Here is a 22,251-nt window from a genome sequence, read left to right as displayed (position 1 = left end):
CCCGCGGGCAGCGCGCCGCCGGCAGGCGCCTCCTCGCCGCGCGCGAGGCGGCGCACGAGCTCCCCCGGCGTCGGCAGGTCGGCCACATGGGCGAGCCGGATCAGCACCATCTCGGCGGCGGCGAGCCGGTCGGAGGCCTCGTTCACCTCGGCGAGGCCCTTGAGCAGCATCTGCCAGGCGCGGCCGAGCTGCGGCACGGAGAGACGCCGGCCGAGCTCGGGCGCGCGCAGCCGCTCGAGCTCGGCGAGCGCGAGCCCGTCCTCGCCGCGAGGGACGAGCTTCGCGCGCGTCACGGCATGGGCGACGCCGAGCAGGTCCTGCACCACCACCGCCGGGTCGGCGCCGGCCGCGTGCGCGGTGCCGAGCAGCGCGAGCGCCTCGGCGATGCGGCCCGCCATCAGCGCCTCGAACAGGTCCCAGACCTGGCCGCGATCGGCGAGCCCGAGCATGCCGCGCACCGCCTCGGCGGTGACCGCGCCCTCGCCGGCGAGCGCGATCGCCTGGTCGAGCAGGCTGAGCCCGTCGCGCACCGAGCCGTCGGCGGCGCGCGCGATCAGGCGCAGCGCCTCCTCCTCGACCGCGACCCCCTCCTTGGCCGCGACCTCGGCGAAGTGCTGCGCCAGCCGATCCGCCGGGATGCGCCGGAGGTCGAAGCGCTGGCAGCGCGACAGCACGGTGACCGGCACCTTGCGGATCTCGGTGGTGGCGAAGACGAACTTCACGTGCGGCGGCGGCTCCTCGAGGGTCTTGAGCAGGGCGTTGAACGCCGCCGTCGAGAGCATGTGCACCTCGTCGACGATGTAGACCTTGTGGCGCGCGCTGATCGGCGCATAGCGTGCGCCCTCGATCACCACGTCGCGCACGTTCGCGACGCCGGTGTTGGAGGCGGCGTCGATCTCCATCACGTCGGGATGGCGGTCCTCGGCGATCGCGCGGCAGGAATCGCACAGGCCGCAGGGGGTGATGGTGGGTGCCGTGACCGAACCGTCGGGCCCGGTGCAGTTGAGCGCGCGGGCGATGATGCGCGCGGTGGTCGTCTTGCCCACCCCGCGCACGCCGGTGAGCATGAAGGCGTGGGCGATCCGCCCGGTGGCGAAGGCGTTGGTGAGGGTGCGCACCATCGCCTCCTGGCCGATCAGCGCCGCGAAGCCCTGCGGGCGGTACTTGCGCGCGAGCACGCGGTAGGGCGCGGGACCCTGGCGCGGCGGCGCGGCGGGGGCGGCTTGGCCGAACAGGCCGGGACCCTCGGGCGGCGGGGGATCGGGCAGCGGCGGCTCGGCCTTGGGGTCGGACATGGCGCCGGGCGTCGCCTCGGCAGGACCACCGAACAGGTCGGACATCGCGCCTGCCGCACCCCCTTCGCGAACCCCAGGGCCTGACGGAACGGTGGGAGACTGGCGAGGCGACCCGGGCAAGAACCCGTTACGGCTGCTTCCTTCCGGACCTGGCCGGGTTGGCGAGGAGCCCGTCCGCCGCCAGCCTCCCGGACCTTCCATATCATGCCGCCGGGGCCCGACGCCAACCCCGCCGGCCCCGGTGGACGCGGCAGGGCGCGCATGGCACGGTCGCGCCGCGTTCCATGATCCTGCCCCGCACGCCCAACGCCTATACCGGCAGCCCGCTCGACCGCGTCTCCAGCCGGCGCGACGACGCGGCCTTCGTCGCCGCGCGGCTCGCCGACCCGGCGAGCCTTCTGGTGCCGGTATGGCAGTCGAAGAGCCTGCTGCGCGGGGTCGAGGCCGGCCGACCCGAGGCGGTGCTGCTCACCGTCGAGACTGCGGTCGCGCTCGGGGTGGAGCGCCGGCCGCACGCGCTGCTCGGCCTCTGGGGCGAGCGGGCCGTGTTCGCGCTCGACCTCTCGGCGGAGGCCGATCCGCTGCCGGCGCTCGCCGGCTTCGGCGACGTGAGCTTCACGGATCTGCGCCAGGTGGCGGGCCTGCTGCCGCCAGCGGAGGCCTCGGTGCTGGCACACGCGCGCGGGCTGATGTACTGGCGCGCGCGGCAGCGCTTCTGCGGCGTCTGCGGTGCGGAATGCGCGCCGCGGAGTGCGGGCAACGTGATGGTCTGCACCGGCTGCGGCACGCAGCACTTCCCGCGCACCGACCCGGCGGTGATCATGCTGGTGACCTGCCGGGCGGGCGGCGTCGAGCGGGGCCTGCTCGCGCATTCGCACCGCTTCCCGCTGGTCAAGATGTACTCGACGCTCGCGGGCTTCGTGGAGCCGGGCGAGAGCCTGGAGCAGGCGGTGGCGCGCGAGGTCCACGAGGAGGTGGGCGTGCGGGTGCGCGACGTGCGCTACCATTCCTCGCAGCCCTGGCCGTTCCCGTCCTCGATCATGCTGGGCTTCTACGCCGAGACGGACGATCCGACGCTGAACCCGGATCCGGAGGAGCTGAAGGACGCGCGGTGGTTCACGCGCGAGGAGATGCGCAACTTCGAGGCGCTCGGCCTGCGGCTGCCGCGGGTGGACAGCATCGCCCGACGGCTGATCGAGGACTGGCTGGAGGCCGCGCCGTGAGACGGGCGGTGCTGCTGGCGCTTGCCGCCGCGGCCTGCGGCGCGACCGTGGATCTCGCTCCGCCGGAAGGGGTGGCCGCCGACGATCCGCGGGTGGCCGCCTGCCGTGCGGAGGCCGAGGCCACGCCGGAACGGCGGGAGATCGCGCGCCGGGCTGCTCCGGGGATCGATGCCGAACAGCGCACGCGCCGCGAGATCGAGCGTGCGGTGGTCACCGCCTATCACGCCTGCCTGCAGCGCGCGGGGTTCGCCCGCGTGGGCGGTGTGGAGGCCGTGCAGCCGCCGCTGTCGCGCTGGTGGAGCCCGGGGGCGCCACCGGCGCTGCCGGATGCCGGGCGGGTGCCGCTCGCGCCGCCCGCGCCGACCGGATACTGACGGCCGACGGCCGGGACCGCGGTCGGCAGGCGTGTGCGGGTCGCTTGGTGCAGATCTGCAACGCTGCGGCAGAAATGACTCGGGATCCGACGGTCGGGAATGCTGCGTTAACGGATCCTTCTGGTTCTGTGCCCCTTGATGGAGTAATGACGACGGGGTTGCCATATCTTTGGCGCGATGATGGCACGCAGGCGCGTGTCTCTATCTTGCGACATGAGTCACCCGGCGACGCGTCGCAAAGTCGCAAGAGACCACATCTCGAATACGATCGTCTCCTCGGCGAACAAGACGTGATCGGTCGCGCCGGCCCCGCCGCGAGCGCGATCGTCTCGTTTTTGATGCGCGCCCGGGACGTTTCTCCTCTTGCGGTCTACCACTGTAGGTAGTAGGATCGGGTCATCGTTAAGGGAAGGACGGGGCCATGCGCGTACTTCTGGTTGAAGACGATCCGCTCGCAGCACGGACGATCGGGCTCATGCTGAAGTCGGCGCAGATCGTCGCCGACCACGCCGGCACCGGCGAGGAAGCGATCGAACTCCTGCGCACCTACGAGTACGACATCGTCATCCTCGACTTCCTGCTGCCCGACATGAAGGGCGCGGATGTGATCCGCGAGATGCGGCGGATGAAGAACGCCACGCCGGTCCTCGTGCTTTCCGGCCTGAGCGACCAGCAGACCAAGGTCCGCTCCTTCGAGACCGGCGCCGACGACTATCTCGTCAAGCCGTTCGACCGCGAGGAGCTGCTCGCGCGGCTGCGCGCCATCGTGCGCCGGGCCAAGGGCTTCGCCGAGCCCACGCTGCGCGTCGGCCCGATCGAGCTCCGTCTCGGCGCGCGTGAGGTCACCGTCAACGGCAAGCCCGTCCATCTCACCGGCAAGGAGTTCTCGATCCTCGAACTCCTCGTGCTCCGCCGCGGCATGGTGCTGAGCAAGGAGGCGTTCCTGAACCACCTCTACGGCGGCATGGACGAGCCCGAGATCAAGATCATCGACGTGTTCGTCTGCAAGCTGCGCAAGAAGCTGGCCGAGGCCGCAGGCGAGCAGCTGATCGGCACGGTCTGGGGCCGCGGCTACGTGCTGCGCGAAAGTGCGGCCCAAACGCCCCCTCGCGCGGCCGCCGCGCCGGCCGCCGCCCTGCCGGCCTGAAGCGCCTCGCCGCCGCGCCGACCATGCGCGCCGTCAGGCGCGCATGCGCATTTCAGTCCCCCGCGGCGACCTGCAACCGGTAGGGATGGGCGGGATAGACGCCGAGCACCCTGGTCTCGCGCGAGAAGAACTGCAGCTCCTCGAGCGCGCGCCTGAGCGGCCCCTGCTCCGGATGGCCCTCGACGTCGCACAGGAACTGCGTGGCGGTGAACGCGCCGCCCACCATGTAGCTCTCGAGCTTGGTCATGTTGACGCCGTTGGTCGCGAAGCCGCCGAGCGCCTTGTAGAGCGCGGCTGGCACGTTCCGGACTCGGAACACGAAGGTCGTCATCACCGCCGGGGTGTCGGGCGGCGGGACGCGCCCCTCGCGCGCCATCACGTAGAACCGCGTGGTGTTGTGCGCCGCATCCTCGACGTTGCGGCGCAGGATCTCGAGCCCGTAGATCTCGGCCGCGAGCTCCGAGGCGATCGCCGCGTCCTCCGGGTTGTTCAGACGTGCCACCAGTTCCGCCGAGCCGGCCGTGTCCGCCTGAACCACCGGCGTCAGCTTCAGCTCCTTCAGCACCTGCCGCACCTGGCCGAGCGCCACCGCATGGGAATGCGCGCGCCTGACGGTGGCGAGACTCGCCCCCTTCGGCGCGAGCAGGCAGTGCTCGACGCGCTGGAAATGCTCGGCGACCACGTGCAGCCCGCTGTCCGGCAGGAGCCGGTGGATGTCCGGCACCCGGCCGGCAAGGCTGTTCTCGCAGGGCAGCATCGCCATGCGCGCGCGTCCCTCGCGCACCGCCGCGATCGCATCCTCGAAGGTCGCGCAGGGCAGCGTGGTCATCCCCGGATAGGCGCAGCGGCAGGCGAGGTCGGAGTAGGCGCCGGGGACGCCCTGGAAGGCGATCAGGTCGGTCATGCGACTCGGGGGTCCAGGATGGTGCGCGCGCGGGCGAGGTCCTCGGGCGTATCGACGCCGAACGGTGCGGAATCGATGCGCGCGCAGAAGATGCGCATCCCTGCCTCGATCGCGCGCAGCTGCTCGAGCCGCTCGCGCAGCTCGAGCGGCGAGGGCGCGAGCGCGACGAAGCGCGCCAGCGCCGCGCGCCGCCAGGCATAGATGCCGATATGGTGCCAGAGCGGCCCCGGACCCGAGGGCACCGGCAGGCGCGAGAAGTAGGGCGCGGGCGCGATCCGCTGCCCGTCCGCGAACTGCACCGCCGCCTTGACGAAGTTCGGCGCATGCGCCTCGCCGGCGTCGCGGATCGGCGTCACCAGGGTCGCGATGTCGCAGGCGGGATCGGCGAGCGGCGCGAGCACCGCGCGCACCGCCGCCGGGTCGAGCGTCGGCAGATCCCCCTGCAGGTTCACCACCACGTCGTGCCGTCCCTCCGGATCGAGTGTCGCGAGCGCGGCGAAGCAGCGGTCGCTGCCCGAAGGGAGGTCCGGGTCGGTCAGCACCGCCCTGCCCCCGGCCGCGCGCACCGCCTCCGCGATCTCGGCCTCGGCGCAGGCGACCGCGACCGGGCCCACCCCCGCCTCCTCGGCCCGGCGCAGCACGTGCACCACCATCGGCAGCCCCGCGATCGGCGCGAGCGGCTTGCCGGGCAGGCGCGAGGAGGCCATGCGGGCGGGGATCAGGACGATCGGGTTCACGTCGCGACGCGGGGTTGAGCGGCAGGACCGCCCGCCTCATGCTGCCCGGGCGCGCCGGGGTCAAGCCCGGCCCCCTGCGGAGGACGCCTGCCACTGATGTCCGCACTCGATCTCGACGCGGCGCTCGCCGCCGCCGAGGCGGCCGCCGATGCCGCCGCGGCGGCGATCCGCCCCTGGTTCCGCGCGCGCCTCGCGATCGAGCGCAAGGACGACGCGAGCCCCGTCACCGCCGCCGACCGCGCCGCTGAACAGGCGATGCGCGCGGTGCTGGCGGCCGCCTTTCCCGATCACGGCATCCTCGGCGAGGAGTTCGGCCATGACCGGCCCGAAGCGCCTCTGCAATGGGTGCTCGATCCGATCGACGGCACGAAGAGCTTCGTCACCGGAAGGCCGACCTATGGCAGCCTGATCGCGCTGCTGGAGGAGGGCACGCCTGTGCTCGGCGTGATGAGCCAGCCCTCGATCGGCGAGCGCTGGATCGGCCTGCGCGGCCGGCCGACCCTGTTCTTCTCGCCGCTCGGCGGGCCGGCGGTGGCGCGCTGCCGCCCCTGCACCGCCCTCGCCGAGGCGCAGCTCTCGGTGACCACGCTCGATCTCTTCACCCCCGACACGCGCCCGCGCTGGGAGCGGCTGGCCGCGCGCGCGGCACAGGTCACCTGGGGCGGCGACTGCTATGCGCACGGCCTGCTCGCGCTCGGCCTGATCGATCTCGTAGCCGAAACGACCTACCGGATCTGGGACTGGGCCGCGCTCGTGCCGATCATCGAGGGCGCGGGCGGCGTGATCACCGACTGGTCCGGCCGGGCGCTGCGCCCGGGCGCGGACGGCTCGGTGCTCGCCGCCGGCGATCCCGCGCTGCATGCGGCGGCACGCGCGATCCTGAACGAGCAGTGACCGCGCAATCCCTTGCGGCACGCCGCCCCTCGCGTGATCTACTGCGGCCGCAGATGGAGGGAGTGCTTCGCATGCGCCGTCGCACGGTTCTCGCCGGCACCGGGGCCGCTGCCCTCGGGCTGGCCGCTGGTCTGCCGTCCGCCCGCGCCGTCGCCACCGGGCGCAGCCACGCGCTCAGCCTGCTCGGCGAGCCCGCGCTGCCCGCCGACTTCACGCATTTCCCCTACGTCAACCCCGACGCGCCCAAGGGCGGGACGGTGGTCCAGCACGCGATCGGCAGCTACGACAGCTTCAACCCCTTCATCGTGCGCGGGGTTCCGGCGGCGGGGATCGGGCTCATCTGGATGCCGCTGATGGCCTCCAGCCAGGACGAGGCCTCGACCGAGTACTGCGACCTCGCCGAGTGGGTGGAGGTCGCGCCCGACCGCACCTGGGTCGCCTTCGAGCTGAGGGGCGAAGCCGCCTGGCACGACGGCCGGCCGGTCACCGCCGAGGACGTGGCCTGGACCTTCGCGACGCTGCGCGAGCACGGCCGGCCGTTCTACCGCGCCTACTGGGGCGATGTGGTGCAGGTGCTGACCGAGGGCCCGCGCCGGGTGGTGTTCCGCTTCCGCGACGGCGCGAACCGCGAGCTGCCGCTGATCCTCGGCCAGATCCTCGTGCTGCCGCGGCACTGGTGGGAGGGCCGCGACTTCACCCGCCCGATCCTGGAGCCGCCGCTCGGCTGCGGCGCCTACCGGCTCGACGGCTTCGAGGCCGGACGCAGCGTCAGCTACCGGCGCGTCGCCGGCTGGTGGGGCGAACGCCTGCCGACGCAGCGCGGGCTCAACAACATCGATCTCTGGCGCTTCGAGTACTTCCGCGACGCCACCGTGGCGCTCGAGGCCTTCAAGGCGGGGCAGCTCGACTTCCGCCAGGAGAACGTCGCGCGCGACTGGGCCACCGCCTACGACTTCCCCGCACGCCGGCGCGGCCTGGTGAAGCTCGAGGAGATCCCGCACGAGCTGCCGACCGGCATGCAGGCCTTCGTCTTCAACCTGCGCCGCCCGCTGTTCCAGGACCGGCGCGTGCGCGAGGCGCTGATGCTCGCCTTCGACTTCGAGTGGGCGAACGCCAACCTGTTCTACGGCGCCTATGCCCGCACGAGGTCCTACTTCTCGAACTCCGAGCTCGCCTCCTCAGGCCTGCCGCAGGGCGAGGAGCGCGCGCTGCTCGAGCGCTATCGCGGCCGCATCCCCGAGGAGGTGTTCACCCGCGAGTTCACCCTGCCCGTCACCGACGGCTCCGGCAACAACCGCGAGCAGCTCCGCCGTGCGCTCGAACTGCTGCGCGCGGCCGGCTGGCGCGTCGCCAACCAGCGCATGGTGAACGCGCAGGGACAGCCCTTCAGCTTCGAGCTGCTGCTCTCCTCGCCCAGCTTCGAGCGGGTCGCCCTGCCCTATGCGCAATGGCTGCAGCGGCTCGGCATCGAGATGCGCGTGCGCACGGTCGATACCGCGCAGTACCAGGCGCGCACCGACAGCTTCGACTACGACATGATCGTCGACGTGTTCGGCCAGTCGCTCTCGCCCGGCAACGAGCAGCGCGACTACTGGAGCTGCGCGAAGGCGAAGGAGCCGGGCAGCCGCAACTCGATCGGCCTCTGCGACCCGGTGGTCGACGAGCTGGTCGAGCTGGTGATCAACGCCCCCGATCGCGCGAGCCTGATCCAGCGCTGCCGCGCGCTCGACCGGGTGCTGCTCTGGGGCCACTACGTGGTACCGCACTGGCACAGTCGCGTCTTCCGGGTCGCCTACTGGGACAAGTTCGCACGCCCTGCGCGCACGCCGCGCTACGGGCTCGGCTTCACCGCCTGGTGGGTCGATCCGGCGAAGGCCGCGCGCATCGACGCCGAGCGCGGGCGCCGCTGAGACGCCGCCAACCGTGGCCGCCTACATCCTCCGCCGCCTGCTGCTCGTGATCCCCACCCTGTTCGGGATCATGGTGATCAACTTCGTGGTGGTGCAGTTCGCGCCCGGCGGTCCGGTCGAACAGATGATCGCCGAGATCCGCGGCCAGCGCGGCCCCGGCGCGCCGCTCGAGCGCGTCACCGGCTCCGGCCAGGAGACGGCGGCGCCCGCCCCCACCGTCGCCGCCGCCGATTCCGGCGAGAGCCGCTACCGCGGCGCGCGCGGCCTCGATCCCGAGATCATCGCCGAGATCGAGCGCATGTTCGGCTTCGACCGGCCGCCGCACGAGCGCTTCGCCAGGATGATGGTGAGCTACCTGACCTTCGACTTCGGCGAGAGCTTCTTCCAGAACCGCACCGTGATCGGGCTCCTGCTCGACAAGATGCCGGTCTCGATCAGCCTCGGGCTCTGGACCACCCTGCTCGTCTACCTCATCTCGATCCCCTTGGGCATCCGCAAGGCGGTGCGCGACGGCAGCCGCTTCGACCTCTGGACCTCGGCGGTGGTGCTGGTGGGCTACGCGATCCCGGGCTTCCTGTTCGCGATCCTGCTCGTGGTGCTGTTCGCGGGCGGCTCGTTCCTGCAGATCTTCCCGCTGCGCGGGCTCACCAGCCCCGGCTGGGACCAGCTCTCGCTCGGGGCCAAGATCGCCGACTACTTCTGGCATCTCTGCCTGCCGATCACGGCGCTGGTGATCGGCGGCTTCGCCGGGCTGACGATGCTGACCAAGAACAGCTTCCTCGACGAGATCAACAAGCAGTACGTGATCACCGCGCGCGCCAAGGGGGCGAGCGAGAACCGCGTCCTCTACGGCCACGTGTTCCGCAACGCGATGCTGCTGATCATCGCCGGCTTCCCCTCGGCCTTCATCGGCATCCTGTTCACCGGCGCGCTGCTGGTGGAGATCATCTTCTCGCTCGACGGCCTCGGCCTGCTGGGCTTCGAGGCGGCGATCCGGCGCGACTATCCGGTGATGTTCGGCACGCTCTACCTCTTCACCCTGCTCGGCCTCATCATGCAGATCGTCGGCGACCTGATGTACACCGTGGTCGATCCGCGCATCGACTTCGAGGCGCGGCGGTGAGGGCCGAAGAAAAATGCCCCGAGAGGCCTGACAGGGTCGGCGCGTCGCGCCGACCCCGTGGCGCGCAGGACGGGTGTGGCGGCTGCGCGCGCAGCCAGGGGCAGACGGGCGCCCGCCGCGCACGCGCGTTGGGCGCCCGCACCCCTCCCGGACCCACCCCATGACGCCGCTCACCCGGCGCAGGCTCGCGAACTTCCGCGCCAACCGGCGCGGCTGGTGGTCGCTCTGGATCTTCGCCATCCTGTTCGCGGTCGCGCTGTTCGCCGAGTTCATCGCCAACGACCGGCCCCTGGTCGTGCGCTACGACGGCAGGTGGTTCTTCCCCGTGCTGGTCGACTACGCCGAGACCGACTTCGACGGGGTCTTCCCCACCGCCGCCGACTACCACGACCCGTTCCTGAAGGAGCAGATCGCGAGCAAGGGCTGGGCGATCTGGCCGCCGATTCCCTACTCCTATCGCAGCGTCGTGCGGAATCTGCCCGCGCCCGCACCCTCACCGCCGACCTGGCTGCTGCCGGCCGAGGCGATCGCGCCCGATGCGCCCTACAACCTCCTCGGCACCGACGACCAGGCGCGCGACGTCGCCGCGCGCGTGATCTACGGCTTCCGCCTGTCGGTGCTGTTCGGCTTCACCCTGACGATCGTCTCCTCGATCATCGGCGTGGCCGCCGGCGCGGTGCAGGGCTACTACGGCGGCTGGATCGACCTGCTGTTCCAGCGCTTCATCGAGATCTGGTCGGGCATGCCGCAGCTCTACATGCTGATCATCCTCGCCAGCGTGATCGAGCCGACCTTCTGGATCCTGCTGGTCTTCCTGCTGCTGTTCTCGTGGATGAGCCTCGTCGGGGTGGTGCGCGCCGAGTTCCTGCGCGGACGCAACTTCGACTACGTGCGGGCGGCGCGCGCGCTCGGCGTCTCGGACGTGCGGGTGATGTTCCGCCACATCCTGCCCAACGCGATGGTCGCGACGCTGACCTTCATGCCCTTCATCCTCTCCGGCTCCGTCACGATCCTGGCGAGCCTCGACTTCCTCGGCTTCGGCCTGCCGCCCGGCTCGCCCTCGCTCGGCGAGCTCGTCCAGCAGGGCAAGAACAACCTGCAGGCGCCCTGGCTCGGCATCACCGCCTTCGTGGTGCTGGCGACCATCCTGACGCTCCTGATCTTCGTCGGCGAGGCGGTGCGTGACGCCTTCGACCCGAGGAAGCTTCCCGGCGGGGGGCGGTGAGCATGGCGCTGCTCGAGGTCCGCAATCTCGGCGTCGCCTTCGGCGCGGGCGCGCGCCAGGTGGTCGCGGCGGAAGAGGTGACCTTCTCGCTCGATCGCGGCGAGACGCTCGCGCTCGTGGGCGAGTCCGGCTCGGGCAAGTCGGTCACCGCGCTCTCGGTGCTGCAGCTCCTGCCCTACCCGGCCGCGCGCCATCTGCCGGGCAGCTCGGTCGTGCTCGACGGGCGCGAGATGATCGGCGCCGACGCCGAGACCCTGCGCCGGGCGCGCGGCGGCATCGCCGGAATGATCTTCCAGGAGCCGATGACCAGCCTCAATCCGCTGCACACGATCGAGAAGCAGATCGGCGAGGCGGTGCTGCTGCATCGGAGGCTGACGCCGGCGGAGGTGCGCGCGCGCGTGATCGCGTGTCTCGCCATGGCGGGCTTCGCCGATGCCGAGGCGCGGCTCTCGGCCTATCCGCACCAGCTCTCGGGCGGGCAGCGCCAGCGCGTGATGATCGCGATGGCGCTCGCCAACGATCCCGCACTCCTGATCGCCGACGAGCCGACCACCGCGCTCGACGTGACGATCCAGGCCCAGATCCTGAAGCTGCTCGCCGAGCTGAAGCAGCGGCTCGGCATGGCGATGCTGCTGATCAGCCACGACCTCGCGATCGTGCGCCGCTATGCCGACCGGGTCTGCGTGATGAATCGCGGCCGCATCGTCGAGCAGGGGCCCGTCCGGCAGGTCTTCGAGGACCCGCAGCACGACTACACGCGGATGCTGCTCGCGGCGCAGCCGCGCGGGGCGCCGGCGCCGGTGGCGCCGGACGCGCCCGAGGTGATGGCGGGCGAGGACGTGAAGGTGCATTTCCCGATCCGCCGCGGCTTCCTGCGGCGCACGGTGGGCTGGATCAGGGCCTGCGACGGCGTCAGCGTGCGCGTGCGCGAGGGCGAGACGGTGGGGCTGGTCGGCGAGTCGGGCTCGGGCAAGTCGACGATGGGGCTGGCGCTGCTGCGGCTCGTGCCGGAGGCGCGCGGCCCGGTGCGGTTCGAGGGCAACGACATCGCCGGGCTGGACCGGCGCGGGCTCAGGCCGCTGCGCCGGCGGATGCAGATCGTGTTCCAGGACCCGTTCGGCAGTCTCTCCCCGCGCATGAGCCTGGGCGAGATCGTCGGCGAGGGCCTCGCGGTGCACGCGCCGGCGCTGGCGCGCGAGGAGCGGCTGGCGATGGTGGCGCAGGCGCTCGAGGAGGTGGGGCTCGATCCCCGCTGGATCGATCGCTATCCGCACGAGTTCTCGGGCGGGCAGCGCCAGCGCATCGCGATCGCGCGCGCGCTGGTGCTGAAGCCGCGCTTCGTCGTGCTCGACGAGCCGACGAGCGCGCTCGACATGAGCGTGCAGGCGCAGATCGTCGAGCTCCTGCGCGAGCTGCAGGCGCGGCACCGGCTGGCCTATCTGTTCATCAGCCACGACCTGAAGGTGGTGCGGGCCCTGGCGCATCACGTGGTGGTGCTGAAGGACGGGCGGGTGGTGGAGCAGGGGCCGGCCGAGGCGGTGATGGATGCGCCGAAGGAGCCGTACACGCGCGCGCTGATGGCGGCGGCGTTCGAGCTGAAGGCGGACGAGAGCGGCGTCGTCCGGCGATAGGCCATCGTATCATGGCGTTTCGGCGCAGCAGCGCCCGCCCTTCGACCCGGCAGGGTCGCCGCACCGGCGCGCTACTGCGGCTCGGCCGTGCCGCTTGCGGTGCCGGGGGCGACGAACTGGCGGCTGTCCATCAGCACCCGCACCGGCCGGCCGCGCCGGCATCCCTCCATGCACGCCTCGTTCGGCGTGTCAGGCCGCTCCTCCAGGATGAACCCGTCGCGGTTCGGCATCCGGATCGCGCGCAGTCCCTCGGCATCCAGCGTCGCCTCCGCTGGCAGCAGTTCGTTCAGGTGCAGCACATAGGCGACGATGGCGTAGTACTCGTCGTCCGTCAGGCTCTGCGGCGCGGCATAGGGCATGGCCCGGCGGATGTAGTCGAACACGATCGGCGCCGAGGGCCAGTAGCTGCCGACAGTGCGCTGGGGCGTCTCGGTGGCGAGCGAGCCGCGGCCGCCGATCAGCGCCGGCCACCGGTCCACGCCCTCGCCGAAGTCGCCGTGGCAGGCGGCGCAGTGGGTCACGTAGAGCGGCTCGCCCTCGGCCACGCTGCCGCGCCCGGGCGGCAGGTTGGAGCCGTCGGCGCGGATCGCGATGTCCCAGCCGCGGAGCTGTTCCGGCGCGGCCAGCGTGCCGAAGCCGAGGCGCGGCGGCAGCGGCGGCAGGCCGGGCGGAGGCGGCCAGGGGACCTCCCAGGTGTTGCCCTCGAGCGGGACGACGAAAGGCCGGTACGCATCCACCGTCTGCGCGGCCGCGGCGGCGCCGAGGATGACGGCGAGGAGGCCCGGAACGAGACGCCTACGCATCGGTCTGCACGTTGACGGTGGTGCCGTCCGGCTCGACGAGCCAGGTCTGGATGGCGTTGTTGTGGTAGATGCTCTCGGTGCCGCGCGCCGCACGGAGCTGCCCGATCGTCGGCTGCACCCGGCCGGTCTCGTCGATCGCCCGGCTCTCCAGGTAGAACGGCCCGGTGCCCGGCCGCCACTCCCAGGGGATGCGGAAACGGGTGAGCGCCTTAGGCAGCACCGGTTCCTGCAGCCGGGCCGTGCGCCAGGTGTCGCCGCCGTCCACCGACACGTCGACCCGCGCGATCCGACCCAGCCCCGACCAAGCGAGGCCCCTGATCTCGACGAAGCCGGAGGCGCCGATGAGCGGCTTCTCCGGACAGGGAAAGGTGATCACCGAGCTCACCTCGTTGACGAAGGTGAACTGGCGCGCCTTCCCAGAGGGCAACAGGTCGGTGTAGTTGCGCGTCTCCTGGCGATGGTACCAGGGCCGGTCGCCGACCTCGATGCGCCGGATCCACTTGATCCAGACATTGCCCTCCCAGCCGGGCACGACGAGCCGCACCGGATAGCCCTGCTGCGGGCGCAGCATCTCGCCGTTCTGCCCCCAGGCGAGCATGCAGTCTTCCAGGCATTTCGCGATCGGCAGGCTGCGCGAGAGGTGCGCCGCATCGCCGCCCTCGGCCAGGATCCAGGAGGCGTTCGGCCGGAGCCCGGTCTCGGCGAACAGGGTGCGCAGGGAAACCCCGGTCCACTCGCAGCAGTGGATCATGCCGTGCGTGTACTGCACGCCCGACATCTGCGCCCCGCGCCACTCCATGCCGCCGTTCGCCGGGCATTCCAGGAACAGGATGCGGCTCTCGGAGGGCATGCGCATCAGGTCCTGCAGCGTGAAGACCATCGGCCGGTCGACCAGCCCATGCACCATCAGCCGCCAATCTTCCGGATCGACGTCCGGATAGCCGCTGTGGTGGCGCTCGAAGCAGAGCCCGTTCGGGGTGATGATGCCGTGCAGATCGGCCAGTGGCGTGAAGGAGACCGAGCCGTGCCGATCGGCGGTCAGCCAGGGCACGTAGCGGCGCACGACATGGGCCTCGTGCCGCGAGGGCGAGCCGTAGGGCTCCTCGATCACGCCGGGGCCGAGGCTGCGGCTCCACTCCGGCAGATGCGGGGGCAGGTTCTCGGGGTTGCGGGTCGCCGCCGCGCCCAACGGAAGCCCCGCCGCGGCGAAGCCCGCGCCGAGACCGCCGAGCACACCCCGGCGCGACGGAAGGAGGCGTCCGCGCATCGCAGTCAGCTCAGCCCGAACATCTGCCGCGTCAGGCTCTCGTACCAGCCGTCGGCGTAGAGCGCCTCCAGCCGACGCTGTTCAGCGCGCCGTTCCGGGCTCATCGCGGCGTTGCGCGGGCTGATGCCGCCGGAGTTCGGCACCTCGACGAACCGGTCGCCGTCGGCCCGGTAGATGCCGACGATCGAGATCCCATACTCGGGCCCGACATGGCTGTAGCAGGTGTTGAAGTAGACGGGATCGGGCGGGTCCTGGCCGCGCAGCGACGCCACCGCGGCCGCCACCGCCTGGCGCGCGTGGGTCGAGGCGGCGTAGCCGGATTTCGGCATCGGCGCCGCGATCGAGGCGTCGCCGATCACGTGGATGCCGGGGATCTGCGTGCTCTCGAAGCTGCGCGCGTGCACGGGGCACCAGCCGGAGGCGTTGGCGAGCCCGGCCTCGCGGGCGATGCGGGCCGCCATCTGCGGCGGAATCACGTTCGCCACGGCGGCGCGATGGGTCTGGCCGAACTCGGTGGTGAGCGTGAGCTCGGCGGGATCGACCTTCATCACCTTGCCGTCGTTCGAGGCACCGACCCATTCGATCATGCCGGGATAGAGCTCGGCCCAGGCCTCCATGAAGAGCGGCTGCTTCGAGAACCCGCCCTTCGCGTCGAGCGCCAGGATCTTCGAGCGCGGCTTGGCCTGCTTGAAGTACTGCGCGACCATGCTGATCCGCTCGTAGGGACCGGGCGGGCAGCGGAACGGATTGTCGGGGATCGCGATCACGAAGGTGCCACCATCCGGCATGGCGCGCAGCTGGCGTTCCAGCAGCGTGATCGGCTGCAGCGACGGGATCCAGCCGTGCGGCATCCGCTCGGCAGCCGCCTCCGTGTAGCCCTCGATCGCGCCCCAGCGCAGATCGATGCCCGGACTCATGATCAGCCGGTCATACGGCACCGTCGCGCCGCCCGCGAGGCGCACCGACCGCGCCTGCGGATCGACCGCGACCGCCTCGTCGTGCACCACCCGCACGCCGCGGCGGGCGAGGCCGTCATAGGTGAAGGTGATCTGCTCGATCCGCCGCGTGCCGCCGAGCACGAGATTGCCGTAGGGGCAGGTGGTGAAGCTGCGCGACCGTTCGATCAGCGTCACCTCGAGGTCTGGGAAGGCATCGCGCGCGAAACGCGCCGCCGAGGCGCCGCCGAAGCCGCCGCCAACGATGACGAGCCGGCCGGAGGCGGTCTGAGCGCGCAGGTGCGGGCTGGCGAGGGCAAGCGCGGCCGTGCCGATCAGGGCCGCGCGGCGGGTGAGGGTGCGACGAAGCATCTGGCGCCTCCTTCAGTTCGGCCGGGCGAAACGGGTCGCCATCAGCACGAAATCCTCGTCGCTGTAGCCGCGGGCGATGCGATCCATCACCGTCGGCGGCGCCGTCCACTGGCCTTCGCGGAAGGCCTGCATCGTGGCGACGAACTCCGCCTGCGACTTCGTCCCGGCGATCGCCGGCACGCCGTGACCACCCTCGCCGGCATTGCCGTGGCAGCCCGTGCACCCGCCCGTCACCAGCGCGATCCGCACCGGATCGGCCGCCGCGAGCGGCGCCGTCCCCAGCATGGCGACCAGCACGGCTGCGCCGAACATGAACCGCTGACCAGACACCCCACCCTCCCTGCCGATTCGTTCTGGCTTCTTGGCACGTCCTGGCCTCAAAGCGCCCATGATCTTGATTCCGTCGCCCTTCATCGTCAACATTGAATTCGCATATTCGAATGTTTTGTCCGGGTGCCGGGAAACGCGCCCGGCCGTGGTCCTGACCGGGAGGAACCTGCACCATGCCGTTGCCCAGTCTGGCTCTCGCCGCCCTGATCGGCCTCGCCGCCGCCGAGCCGGCCCGCGCCGCCGGCGATCCGGCGGCCGGCCAGCGCGTCTTCAACCAGTGCCGGGCATGCCACACGGTGGACGAGGGCGGCCGTCATGGGGTCGGTCCCAACCTGCATGGGATCGTTGACGCCGCCGCCGGCGCGCGCGAAGGCTTCCGCTATTCGCCGGCGATGCGCACGCGCGCCGAACAGGGGCTGCGCTGGACGGAGGACAATCTGCGCCTCTATCTGCGCAATCCGCGCGACCTCGTCCCTGGCGGCTCGATGGCCTTCGCGGGCATCCGCAACGACCGCCAGCTCGAGGATCTGATCGCCTTCCTGCGGCAGAACTGAGGGCGCGATGCGGCGGCGGGCGGTGCTCGCGGGCCTGACCGTCGTCCTGCCGCTGCGATCGGCGCGGGGGGCCGAACTCGTCCTCGTCATGGTCGAGCACCCGGCCTGCGCGTTCTGCCGAGCATGGCATCGGACGATCGGGCCGATCTGGCCGAGGAGCGATCTCGGCCGGCGCGCCCCGCTCAGGCGCATCGAGCTCGGCGCCGATCCCCTGCCGGGCGGGATCGCCGCGGTGCACGCCACGCCGACCTTCGTGCTGCTCGCGGACGGGCGCGAGGTCGGACGGATCGTCGGCTATCAGGGCGAGACGCTGTTCTGGCAGCAGGCGGAGGCGCTGTTCGCGCGGCTCGCGGAGGCGCCCTGAGGTCGGGCGTCACCTCAGGCGGATCGCCGTGTTGGCGGCGATCCGCACCGTGCCCAGGCGGCGCAGATGCGCCGCGAGGGGCTCCCACGCCGGCGGACCGGCGGCCGCCTCGCCGACCGAGGCCCAGCCGGCGACGGCATAGCCGCGCCCAGCCTCGAGCGGCGCGCCGGAGGCGAGCAGTGTCAGGCCGTCGATGCGCCGCCCCCGTGGCGCCTCTGGATCGAGCAGGAAGCCGAGCCCGCCCGCCCGCACCATGTCGCCGCCCTGCTGGTAGAACGGATCGGCATGGAACAGGTTGTCCGCGACATCCTCCAGCATCTCCTTGATGGCGGCACCGGTCATGGCCCGGCGCCAGACATTCGGATAGGTGATCGCCGTCTGCTCGAACACGGCCTCCATGGTGACCGGGCTGCCGGCGGGCAGCGCGGTGCCCCAGCGGAACCCCGGCGAGAAGGCGATCTCCGCCCCCGTCTCGGCCATCAGCGCGGCGCAGATGAGGTCGTCCCAGGTGCCGTTCAGCGTGCCCCGGCGCCACAGGGTCGACTCGGTGACGGCGACAACGGTATCGAGCAGCGCGGCATGCGGCGCGCGCGCCGCCGCCACGGCCGCGGCCACGACCGGGTCCGGCCGGATCGCCTCGGCGAAGACCGGGATGAGGGCGTGCCGGTGCTCGACCACCCGGCCGCCGGCGACCGCCAGGTCGATGCGGGTCAGGAACTTGCCGTGCGCGCCCGAGGCGGCGATCAGCGTGCGACCGACGCGCAGCGGCGCCGGCGTGCAGTCATGCGTGTGGCCCGACAGGATCACGTCGATCCCGTCCACGCGTTCCGCCAGAGCGCGGTCGAGCGCCACCCCGTTGTGGCTCAGCAGCACGACCGCCTCGGCCCCGGCGGCACGCGCGGCGGCCACGCGCGCCGCGAGACGGTCCGCCTGCACCCCCATCGTCCAATCCGGGATCAGCCGTGCCGGGTTGGCGATCGGCGTGTAGGGATAGGCCTGCCCGATCACCGCCACGCCCACGCCGCCGCGTTCGAACAGGTGCAGGGCGGGGAAGACATCGTCGTTCCACTCCCGCTCCTGCACGTTGCCGGCGAGGAACCGCGTGCCCCGCCTCTCGGCCTCGGCGACCAGAGCACGCATCCGGTCGGCGCCGTAGGTGAACTCCCAGTGTCCGGTCATGGCGTCGGGGGCGATCAGCGCCATGGCGGCGAGGATCGCCTCGCCGCCGCTCGCCAGCGCCAGCCAGCCGCCCTGCCAGGTGTCGCCGCCGTCGAGCAGCAGCGTCCGGCCGTGGCGTTCGGCGCGGATCGCCGCCACCAGCGTGGCGATCCGATCGAGCCCGCCCATGCGCCCGTAGCGGCGTGCCAGGCGGTCGAAGTCCTCGGCGCTGACGGCATGCGCGAACGGCGTCTCCGCCGGGATGCCGAACCACGCGCGGAACGATTCGCCGGCGAGGAAGGGCGGCTGTGCGCCTGCCGGCCCCACGCCGCGATTCACCGCCGCCTCGCGCAGATGCATCGGCGCGAGCTGTCCGTGCAGGTCGCTCAGGTGCAGGAGCGTCACCTGGCCGAGCGGTGCGAAGCGCAGCAGTTCGGCCTCGCTCAACCGCTCCTGGCTTGCCGCCCGCAGCGCGCCGGAGGCCGCGAGCGCAGCCGCGCCGGCGAGCAGGTCGCGGCGCGACGGCACCCGTCAGCCGACCCGGAGATCCGCGGCCAGGCGCGCGCTCTCGCCCGCGTCGTTGGTCCAGACGAACTCGAAACGGCCCGATCGGTCGGCGCGGAAGGGGAAGGCGATGAAGGGGTTGGCCGACACGGCCGCGTGCAACTCCATCCGGAACACCTCCTCGCCGTCGAACCGGGCGGCGAAGGAGCGGATGATGTCGCGCGGGATCACGGCCCCAGCCGCGTCGCGCCGCTGGCCGGTCTCCATGGGATGCGTGATCAGGGTGCGGATCTCGATCACGTCCCCCGCCTTGACGCCTGTCGGGATGCGCGCGCGTGGCGTGCCCATCGGTGCCGGCATGTCCCTTCTCCCTTCTTCAGCCGCCGCAACCGCCGATCGTCACCTTCACCTCCTGGCGGGCGAGGCGGACCGATCCGTCGGACAGTTCGGCGATCGCCACCAGGTCCTGCGTCTCGCCGAGACGGATCCGCGTCGAGGCCTCGGCCCGGCCGCAGGCGGGAGTGAAGCGGAAGGTGGCGACCTCGGCGAGCGGGTTGGCGTCGGCCAGCACGTGGACGGCTGTCACGTGGTCGGACTCGGTCATGGGACTGTCCACGCTGATCGCCAGCGGCACGCTGTTGCCGTTCTCGGCGATCGCGGGCAGGCGCAGCGTGATGCCGCCTTCCCGCACAGTCCGGTCGCCGACGATCCCCTGCACGGCCGCGCGCGTGCGTGGCCGCAGCGCCTCCTCGGCACGTGCCGGCAGCACGCTCAGCATCGCCGTCGCTGCGGTGAGCGCGATCATCTCGCGCCGTCCCGAACCGCCACCGCCGGATCCTGCCATGCCCGTCTCCTCCGCCTCTTCGTCCACCCTGCATCTGGGCAGGGCGGTGTCCTGATCAACGCGCCAGGGACTTCTATCTTCAAAGACAGGAACATAAATGGCGATGCGCCGCAAGGGTTCACGGCCTGCGCCAGGAGCACCCCTCACACATCGTCGCGAGGCGACATCGAGCCGCCGGTCATCTGCACCGGCCACAGGGCGCGGCGTCCCCTCCCTGCCGCAGGCAGCGGAAGCCGTTCCTCAGCCGCGCCGCCGGGGGTGACGCCTCGGCGTCCATCCTACCGCGCCTGGGCGCTCGCCTCGGACCGCACGGCCTTCACGCGCTGCGCCAGCGACGCCGCCATGAAGTCGTCGAGATCCCCGTCCAGCACCGCCTGCGGATTCCCCTTCTCCACCCCCGTGCGCAGGTCCTTCACCATCTGGTAGGGCTGCAGCACATAGGACCGGATCTGGTGTCCCCAGCCGATCTCGGTCTTCTCGGCCGCCGCCGCGGCCGCCGCCTCCTCGCGCTTCTGCAGTTCCCGTTCATAGAGCCGCGCCTTCAGCATCTCCATCGCGATCGCGCGGTTGCGGTGCTGGCTGCGGTCCTGTGTGCTCGCCACGACGATCCCGGTCGGGATGTGGGTGAAACGCACGCCCGACTCGGTCTTGTTCACGTGCTGCCCACCGGCGCCCGAGGCGCGGAAGGTGTCCACCTTCAGGTCCGCCGGGTTGATCTCGATCTCGATCGAGTCGTCCACCACCGGCGACACGCCCACCGAGGCGAAGCTGGTCTGCCGGCGCGCATTGGCATCGAACGGGCTGATCCGCACCAGACGGTGCACGCCGCTCTCGGTCTTCAGCCAGCCATAGGCGTTCGGACCGACCACCTTGATCGTCGCGCTCTTGATCCCGGCCTGCTCGCCGTCGCTGCGGTCGATCAGTTCGACCTTGTAGCCGTGCGCCTCGGCCCAGCGCGTGTACATGCGCAGGAGCATCTCCGCCCAGTCCTGGGCGTCGACCCCGCCGGCGCCGGCATTGATCTCGACGATCGCATCGTTCGCATCCGCCTCGCCCGAGAGCAGGCTCTCGAGCTCGCGCTTCTCGGCCTCGGCGACCAGGCGCCTGAGATCGGCCTCGGCGGCGGCGAGCGTCTCGGCATCGCCCTCCGCCTCGGCGAGTTCGGCCAGCCCGTAGGCATCCTCGGCCTCGCGCTCGAGCCGCCTGACCGTCTCGATCCCGGCGGCGAGACGGTTGCGCTCGCGCATCAGCTTCTGCGCCGCCTCCTGGTCCGACCAGAGCGCCGGATCCTCGGCGCGCGCGTTCAGCTCCTCGAGACGGCGGACCGCGGCATCCCAGTCAAAGATGCCTCCTCAGCAGACCCGCCGCTTCGGCGATCCGCTCTTTCAGCGCGACGATCTCGGCCTTCATCGGCCGCACACTCCCATCTAGAGACAAGGGCAGGGGGCGCGTCAGTACAGCCCGCCGAGCCCGGCGTCCAGCGCCGCCGCCGCCGGCCGCCCGCCGCCCTCGCCGCCGATCACGCCCGTCGCCCCGGCCGCGCCGGGCTCGCTGCCGGGCTTGAACGCCTCGAGGATCGCCCCCGGCGCCCCGGGCTGGGCGAGTTCGCCCGTCTGCGGGTTCACCCACACCATGCGCACGCCGCCCGGCACGCGGAACGGCAGCGCCGGCCGCCCCTCCAGGGCCTCGCGCATGAACTGCGCGAAGATCGGCGCCGCGACCCGCCCGCCGGTCTCGTTGTCGCGCGCAAGCCCGAGCGGACGCGGCTCGTCGAAGCCGATCCACACCGCGACGACCAGTTCGGGCGTGAAGCCGACGAACCATGCATCCAGCCAGTCATTGGTGGTGCCGGTCTTGCCGGCGGCCGGGCGGCCGATATTCGCCCGCCCCCCGGTGCCGCGCTGGATCACGCCCTGCAGCATCGACACCATCTGGTAGGCGGAGGCCGGATCGGTCGCGCGCTCGCGGATGTCGGGCGGATCGGGCGGCTCCTCGCCCGGTGCCGGCTCGCCGCAGCGCTCGCAGGGACGCTGGTCGGCGCGGAAGATCACGCGGCCCTGGCGATCCTGCACGGAGTCGATCACCGTCGGCGTCACCCGCCTGCCACCGTTGACGAAGGCGGCATAGGCGGCGGCCATGCGGATCACGGTCGTCTCGCCGGCGCCGAGCGCCATGGCGTAGTTGCGCTCCATGGCGTCGATCACGCCGAAGCGGCGGGCGACATCGGCGACCGCGTCGAGCCCGACGTGCTCGGCCAGCCTGATGGTCATCAGGTTCTTCGACTTCTCGAGCCCGACGCGCATCGGCGTCGGCCCGCCGAACTCGGTCTCCGTGTAGTTGGTCGGCCGCCAGCGCCCCTGGCCGGGGCCGAGATCGACCACGAAGGGCGCGTCCAGCACCTTCTGTACCGGCGAGAACCCCTTCTCGAGCGCCGCGAGATAGACGAAGGGCTTGAAGGACGAGCCGGGCTGGCGCTGCGCCTGCGTGGCGCGGTTGAACCAGGAGCGGTCGAAGGACCAGCCGCCGGTGAGCGCCAGCACGCGGCCGGTCGAGGGGTCGAGCGCGACCAGCGCCCCCTCGACTTCGGGGATCTGGCGCAGCGCGGCGCGCTCGGGCAGGGCGGGACGCGCGGGCCGGCCGCGCGCGGCCGCCACCGC

The 22,251-nt window shown here is 71.9% G+C and carries 22 protein-coding genes and 1 other RNA gene; 10 read left to right on the top strand and 13 right to left on the bottom strand.

Annotation, left to right across the window (positions count from 1 at the left end; genetic code table 11):
- Positions 1 to 1,340: DNA polymerase III subunit gamma/tau (locus tag FK498_RS09425; protein ID WP_370510887.1), on the bottom strand; the 1,340-nt coding region annotated here is incomplete at its 3' end.
- Between the two features lie 46 nt (positions 1,341 to 1,386).
- Positions 1,387 to 1,484, bottom strand: an RNA gene (ffs, locus tag FK498_RS09420) — signal recognition particle sRNA small type.
- A gap of 95 nt (positions 1,485 to 1,579) precedes the next feature.
- Between ffs and nudC the strand changes: the two genes are divergently transcribed.
- The 3 genes from nudC to FK498_RS09405 all read left to right on the top strand — a co-directional run bounded on the left by nudC (position 1,580) and on the right by FK498_RS09405 (position 4,039).
- Positions 1,580 to 2,518, top strand: coding sequence for an NAD(+) diphosphatase (gene nudC / locus FK498_RS09415; RefSeq protein WP_141853885.1), 939 nt, complete (start codon positions 1,580 to 1,582; stop codon positions 2,516 to 2,518).
- On the top strand, positions 2,515 to 2,892 hold the full coding sequence (locus FK498_RS09410) for a hypothetical protein (RefSeq protein ID WP_141853883.1): 378 nt from the start codon (positions 2,515 to 2,517) through the stop codon (positions 2,890 to 2,892). Before nudC ends, FK498_RS09410 begins: the two co-directional genes overlap by 4 nt.
- 421 nt (positions 2,893 to 3,313) lie before the next feature.
- The gene (locus FK498_RS09405; protein WP_141853881.1) at positions 3,314 to 4,039 is read left to right on the top strand and encodes a response regulator transcription factor; all 726 of its coding nucleotides are present in this window, start codon (positions 3,314 to 3,316) and stop codon (positions 4,037 to 4,039) included.
- A 52-nt stretch (positions 4,040 to 4,091) separates the two neighbouring features.
- On the opposite strand, the gene FK498_RS09400 is transcribed toward FK498_RS09405, so the two are convergent.
- Together FK498_RS09400 and FK498_RS09395 are read right to left on the bottom strand one after the other, a co-directional pair.
- A complete protein-coding gene (locus tag FK498_RS09400; RefSeq protein WP_141853879.1) occupies positions 4,092 to 4,943 on the bottom strand; it encodes a prephenate dehydratase in 852 nt (283 codons plus the stop codon).
- Positions 4,940 to 5,680 carry a 3-deoxy-manno-octulosonate cytidylyltransferase gene (locus FK498_RS09395; protein WP_141853877.1) on the bottom strand — a complete coding sequence of 247 codons (741 nt, stop codon included), beginning with the start codon at positions 5,678 to 5,680 and terminating at the stop codon, positions 4,940 to 4,942. Before FK498_RS09395 ends, FK498_RS09400 begins: the two co-directional genes overlap by 4 nt.
- A gap of 96 nt (positions 5,681 to 5,776) precedes the next feature.
- Between FK498_RS09395 and FK498_RS09390 the strand changes: the two genes are divergently transcribed.
- The 5 genes from FK498_RS09390 (at position 5,777) to FK498_RS09370 (ending at position 12,463) form a co-directional block, all read left to right on the top strand.
- Entirely contained in the window at positions 5,777 to 6,574 is a 798-nt protein-coding gene (locus FK498_RS09390; RefSeq protein WP_141853875.1) for an inositol monophosphatase family protein, read from the top strand.
- A gap of 71 nt (positions 6,575 to 6,645) precedes the next feature.
- Entirely contained in the window at positions 6,646 to 8,484 is a 1,839-nt protein-coding gene (locus tag FK498_RS09385; protein WP_141853873.1) for an extracellular solute-binding protein, read from the top strand.
- Positions 8,485 to 8,497: 13 nt separating this feature from the next.
- Complete coding sequence (locus FK498_RS09380) at positions 8,498 to 9,607, top strand: microcin C ABC transporter permease YejB (protein WP_141853871.1); 1,110 nt, start codon at positions 8,498 to 8,500, stop codon at positions 9,605 to 9,607.
- A 160-nt stretch (positions 9,608 to 9,767) separates the two neighbouring features.
- A complete protein-coding gene (locus FK498_RS09375; protein ID WP_141853869.1) occupies positions 9,768 to 10,832 on the top strand; it encodes an ABC transporter permease in 1,065 nt (354 codons plus the stop codon).
- Positions 10,833 to 10,834: 2 nt separating this feature from the next.
- Positions 10,835 to 12,463 (top strand): ABC transporter ATP-binding protein, encoded by a 1,629-nt coding sequence (locus FK498_RS09370; protein WP_141853867.1) that lies wholly within the window; start codon positions 10,835 to 10,837, stop codon positions 12,461 to 12,463.
- Between the two features lie 71 nt (positions 12,464 to 12,534).
- On the opposite strand, the gene FK498_RS09365 is transcribed toward FK498_RS09370, so the two are convergent.
- Genes FK498_RS09365 through FK498_RS09350 form a run of 4 tightly spaced genes read right to left on the bottom strand, consistent with a single transcriptional unit; the run spans position 12,535 to position 16,170 of the window.
- The gene (locus tag FK498_RS09365) at positions 12,535 to 13,266 is read right to left on the bottom strand and encodes a c-type cytochrome (protein WP_202614797.1); all 732 of its coding nucleotides are present in this window, start codon (positions 13,264 to 13,266) and stop codon (positions 12,535 to 12,537) included.
- The gene (gene soxC / locus FK498_RS09360; protein ID WP_141853865.1) at positions 13,259 to 14,533 is read right to left on the bottom strand and encodes a sulfite dehydrogenase; all 1,275 of its coding nucleotides are present in this window, start codon (positions 14,531 to 14,533) and stop codon (positions 13,259 to 13,261) included. Before soxC ends, FK498_RS09365 begins: the two co-directional genes overlap by 8 nt.
- 5 nt (positions 14,534 to 14,538) lie before the next feature.
- A complete protein-coding gene (locus FK498_RS09355) occupies positions 14,539 to 15,840 on the bottom strand; it encodes an NAD(P)/FAD-dependent oxidoreductase (protein WP_141853863.1) in 1,302 nt (433 codons plus the stop codon).
- Positions 15,841 to 15,852: 12 nt separating this feature from the next.
- Positions 15,853 to 16,170: a cytochrome C gene (locus FK498_RS09350; protein WP_141853862.1), complete on the bottom strand. Its 318-nt coding sequence runs from the start codon at positions 16,168 to 16,170 to the stop codon at positions 15,853 to 15,855.
- Positions 16,171 to 16,343: 173 nt separating this feature from the next.
- Between FK498_RS09350 and FK498_RS09345 the strand changes: the two genes are divergently transcribed.
- A complete protein-coding gene (locus tag FK498_RS09345) occupies positions 16,344 to 16,724 on the top strand; it encodes a cytochrome c family protein (protein WP_141853860.1) in 381 nt (126 codons plus the stop codon).
- A 7-nt stretch (positions 16,725 to 16,731) separates the two neighbouring features.
- Positions 16,732 to 17,088, top strand: coding sequence for a thioredoxin family protein (locus FK498_RS09340; RefSeq protein ID WP_141853858.1), 357 nt, complete (start codon positions 16,732 to 16,734; stop codon positions 17,086 to 17,088).
- Positions 17,089 to 17,097: 9 nt separating this feature from the next.
- Here the strand turns inward: FK498_RS09340 and soxB are convergent, their stop codons facing one another.
- From soxB to FK498_RS09315, 5 genes are all read right to left on the bottom strand, one after another.
- On the bottom strand, positions 17,098 to 18,774 hold the full coding sequence (gene soxB / locus FK498_RS09335; RefSeq protein ID WP_141853856.1) for a thiosulfohydrolase SoxB: 1,677 nt from the start codon (positions 18,772 to 18,774) through the stop codon (positions 17,098 to 17,100).
- A 3-nt stretch (positions 18,775 to 18,777) separates the two neighbouring features.
- Positions 18,778 to 19,110 carry a thiosulfate oxidation carrier complex protein SoxZ gene (soxZ, locus tag FK498_RS09330; protein ID WP_141853854.1) on the bottom strand — a complete coding sequence of 111 codons (333 nt, stop codon included), beginning with the start codon at positions 19,108 to 19,110 and terminating at the stop codon, positions 18,778 to 18,780.
- A 16-nt stretch (positions 19,111 to 19,126) separates the two neighbouring features.
- On the bottom strand, positions 19,127 to 19,594 hold the full coding sequence (gene soxY, locus FK498_RS09325) for a thiosulfate oxidation carrier protein SoxY (protein WP_237560897.1): 468 nt from the start codon (positions 19,592 to 19,594) through the stop codon (positions 19,127 to 19,129).
- A 278-nt stretch (positions 19,595 to 19,872) separates the two neighbouring features.
- A protein-coding gene (gene prfB / locus FK498_RS09320; RefSeq protein ID WP_141853852.1) for a peptide chain release factor 2 occupies positions 19,873 to 21,004 on the bottom strand; the annotation gives its coding sequence in 2 pieces (ribosomal slippage) (positions 19,873 to 20,934 and positions 20,936 to 21,004; 1,131 coding nt in all).
- A gap of 41 nt (positions 21,005 to 21,045) precedes the next feature.
- Positions 21,046 to 22,251: penicillin-binding transpeptidase domain-containing protein (locus FK498_RS09315; RefSeq protein WP_255581481.1), on the bottom strand; the 1,206-nt coding region annotated here is incomplete at its 5' end.

Source organism: Elioraea sp. Yellowstone (assembly GCF_006704265.1).
Lineage (GTDB): Bacteria > Pseudomonadota > Alphaproteobacteria > Acetobacterales > Acetobacteraceae > Elioraea.
The sequence above is the reverse complement of the archived record's forward strand: the minus strand, read 5'-3'. Positions and strand labels throughout refer to the sequence as shown.

Bases quoted from the DNA above. Each gene is read 5' to 3' on its own strand.
- nudC (WP_141853885.1), top strand. From the start codon at position 1,580: ATGATCCTGCCCCGCACGCCCAACGCCTATACCGGCAGCCCGCTCGAC.
- FK498_RS09405 (WP_141853881.1), top strand. From the start codon at position 3,314: ATGCGCGTACTTCTGGTTGAAGACGATCCGCTCGCAGCACGGACGATC.
- FK498_RS09400 (WP_141853879.1), bottom strand. From the start codon at position 4,943: ATGACCGACCTGATCGCCTTCCAGGGCGTCCCCGGCGCCTACTCCGAC.
- FK498_RS09390 (WP_141853875.1), top strand. From the start codon at position 5,777: ATGTCCGCACTCGATCTCGACGCGGCGCTCGCCGCCGCCGAGGCGGCC.
- FK498_RS09385 (WP_141853873.1), top strand. From the start codon at position 6,646: ATGCGCCGTCGCACGGTTCTCGCCGGCACCGGGGCCGCTGCCCTCGGG.
- FK498_RS09375 (WP_141853869.1), top strand. From the start codon at position 9,768: ATGACGCCGCTCACCCGGCGCAGGCTCGCGAACTTCCGCGCCAACCGG.
- FK498_RS09370 (WP_141853867.1), top strand. From the start codon at position 10,835: ATGGCGCTGCTCGAGGTCCGCAATCTCGGCGTCGCCTTCGGCGCGGGC.
- FK498_RS09365 (WP_202614797.1), bottom strand. From the start codon at position 13,266: ATGCGTAGGCGTCTCGTTCCGGGCCTCCTCGCCGTCATCCTCGGCGCC.
- soxC (WP_141853865.1), bottom strand. From the start codon at position 14,533: ATGCGCGGACGCCTCCTTCCGTCGCGCCGGGGTGTGCTCGGCGGTCTC.
- FK498_RS09355 (WP_141853863.1), bottom strand. From the start codon at position 15,840: ATGCTTCGTCGCACCCTCACCCGCCGCGCGGCCCTGATCGGCACGGCC.
- FK498_RS09345 (WP_141853860.1), top strand. From the start codon at position 16,344: ATGCCGTTGCCCAGTCTGGCTCTCGCCGCCCTGATCGGCCTCGCCGCC.
- FK498_RS09340 (WP_141853858.1), top strand. From the start codon at position 16,732: ATGCGGCGGCGGGCGGTGCTCGCGGGCCTGACCGTCGTCCTGCCGCTG.
- soxZ (WP_141853854.1), bottom strand. From the start codon at position 19,110: ATGCCGGCACCGATGGGCACGCCACGCGCGCGCATCCCGACAGGCGTC.
- soxY (WP_237560897.1), bottom strand. From the start codon at position 19,594: ATGGCAGGATCCGGCGGTGGCGGTTCGGGACGGCGCGAGATGATCGCG.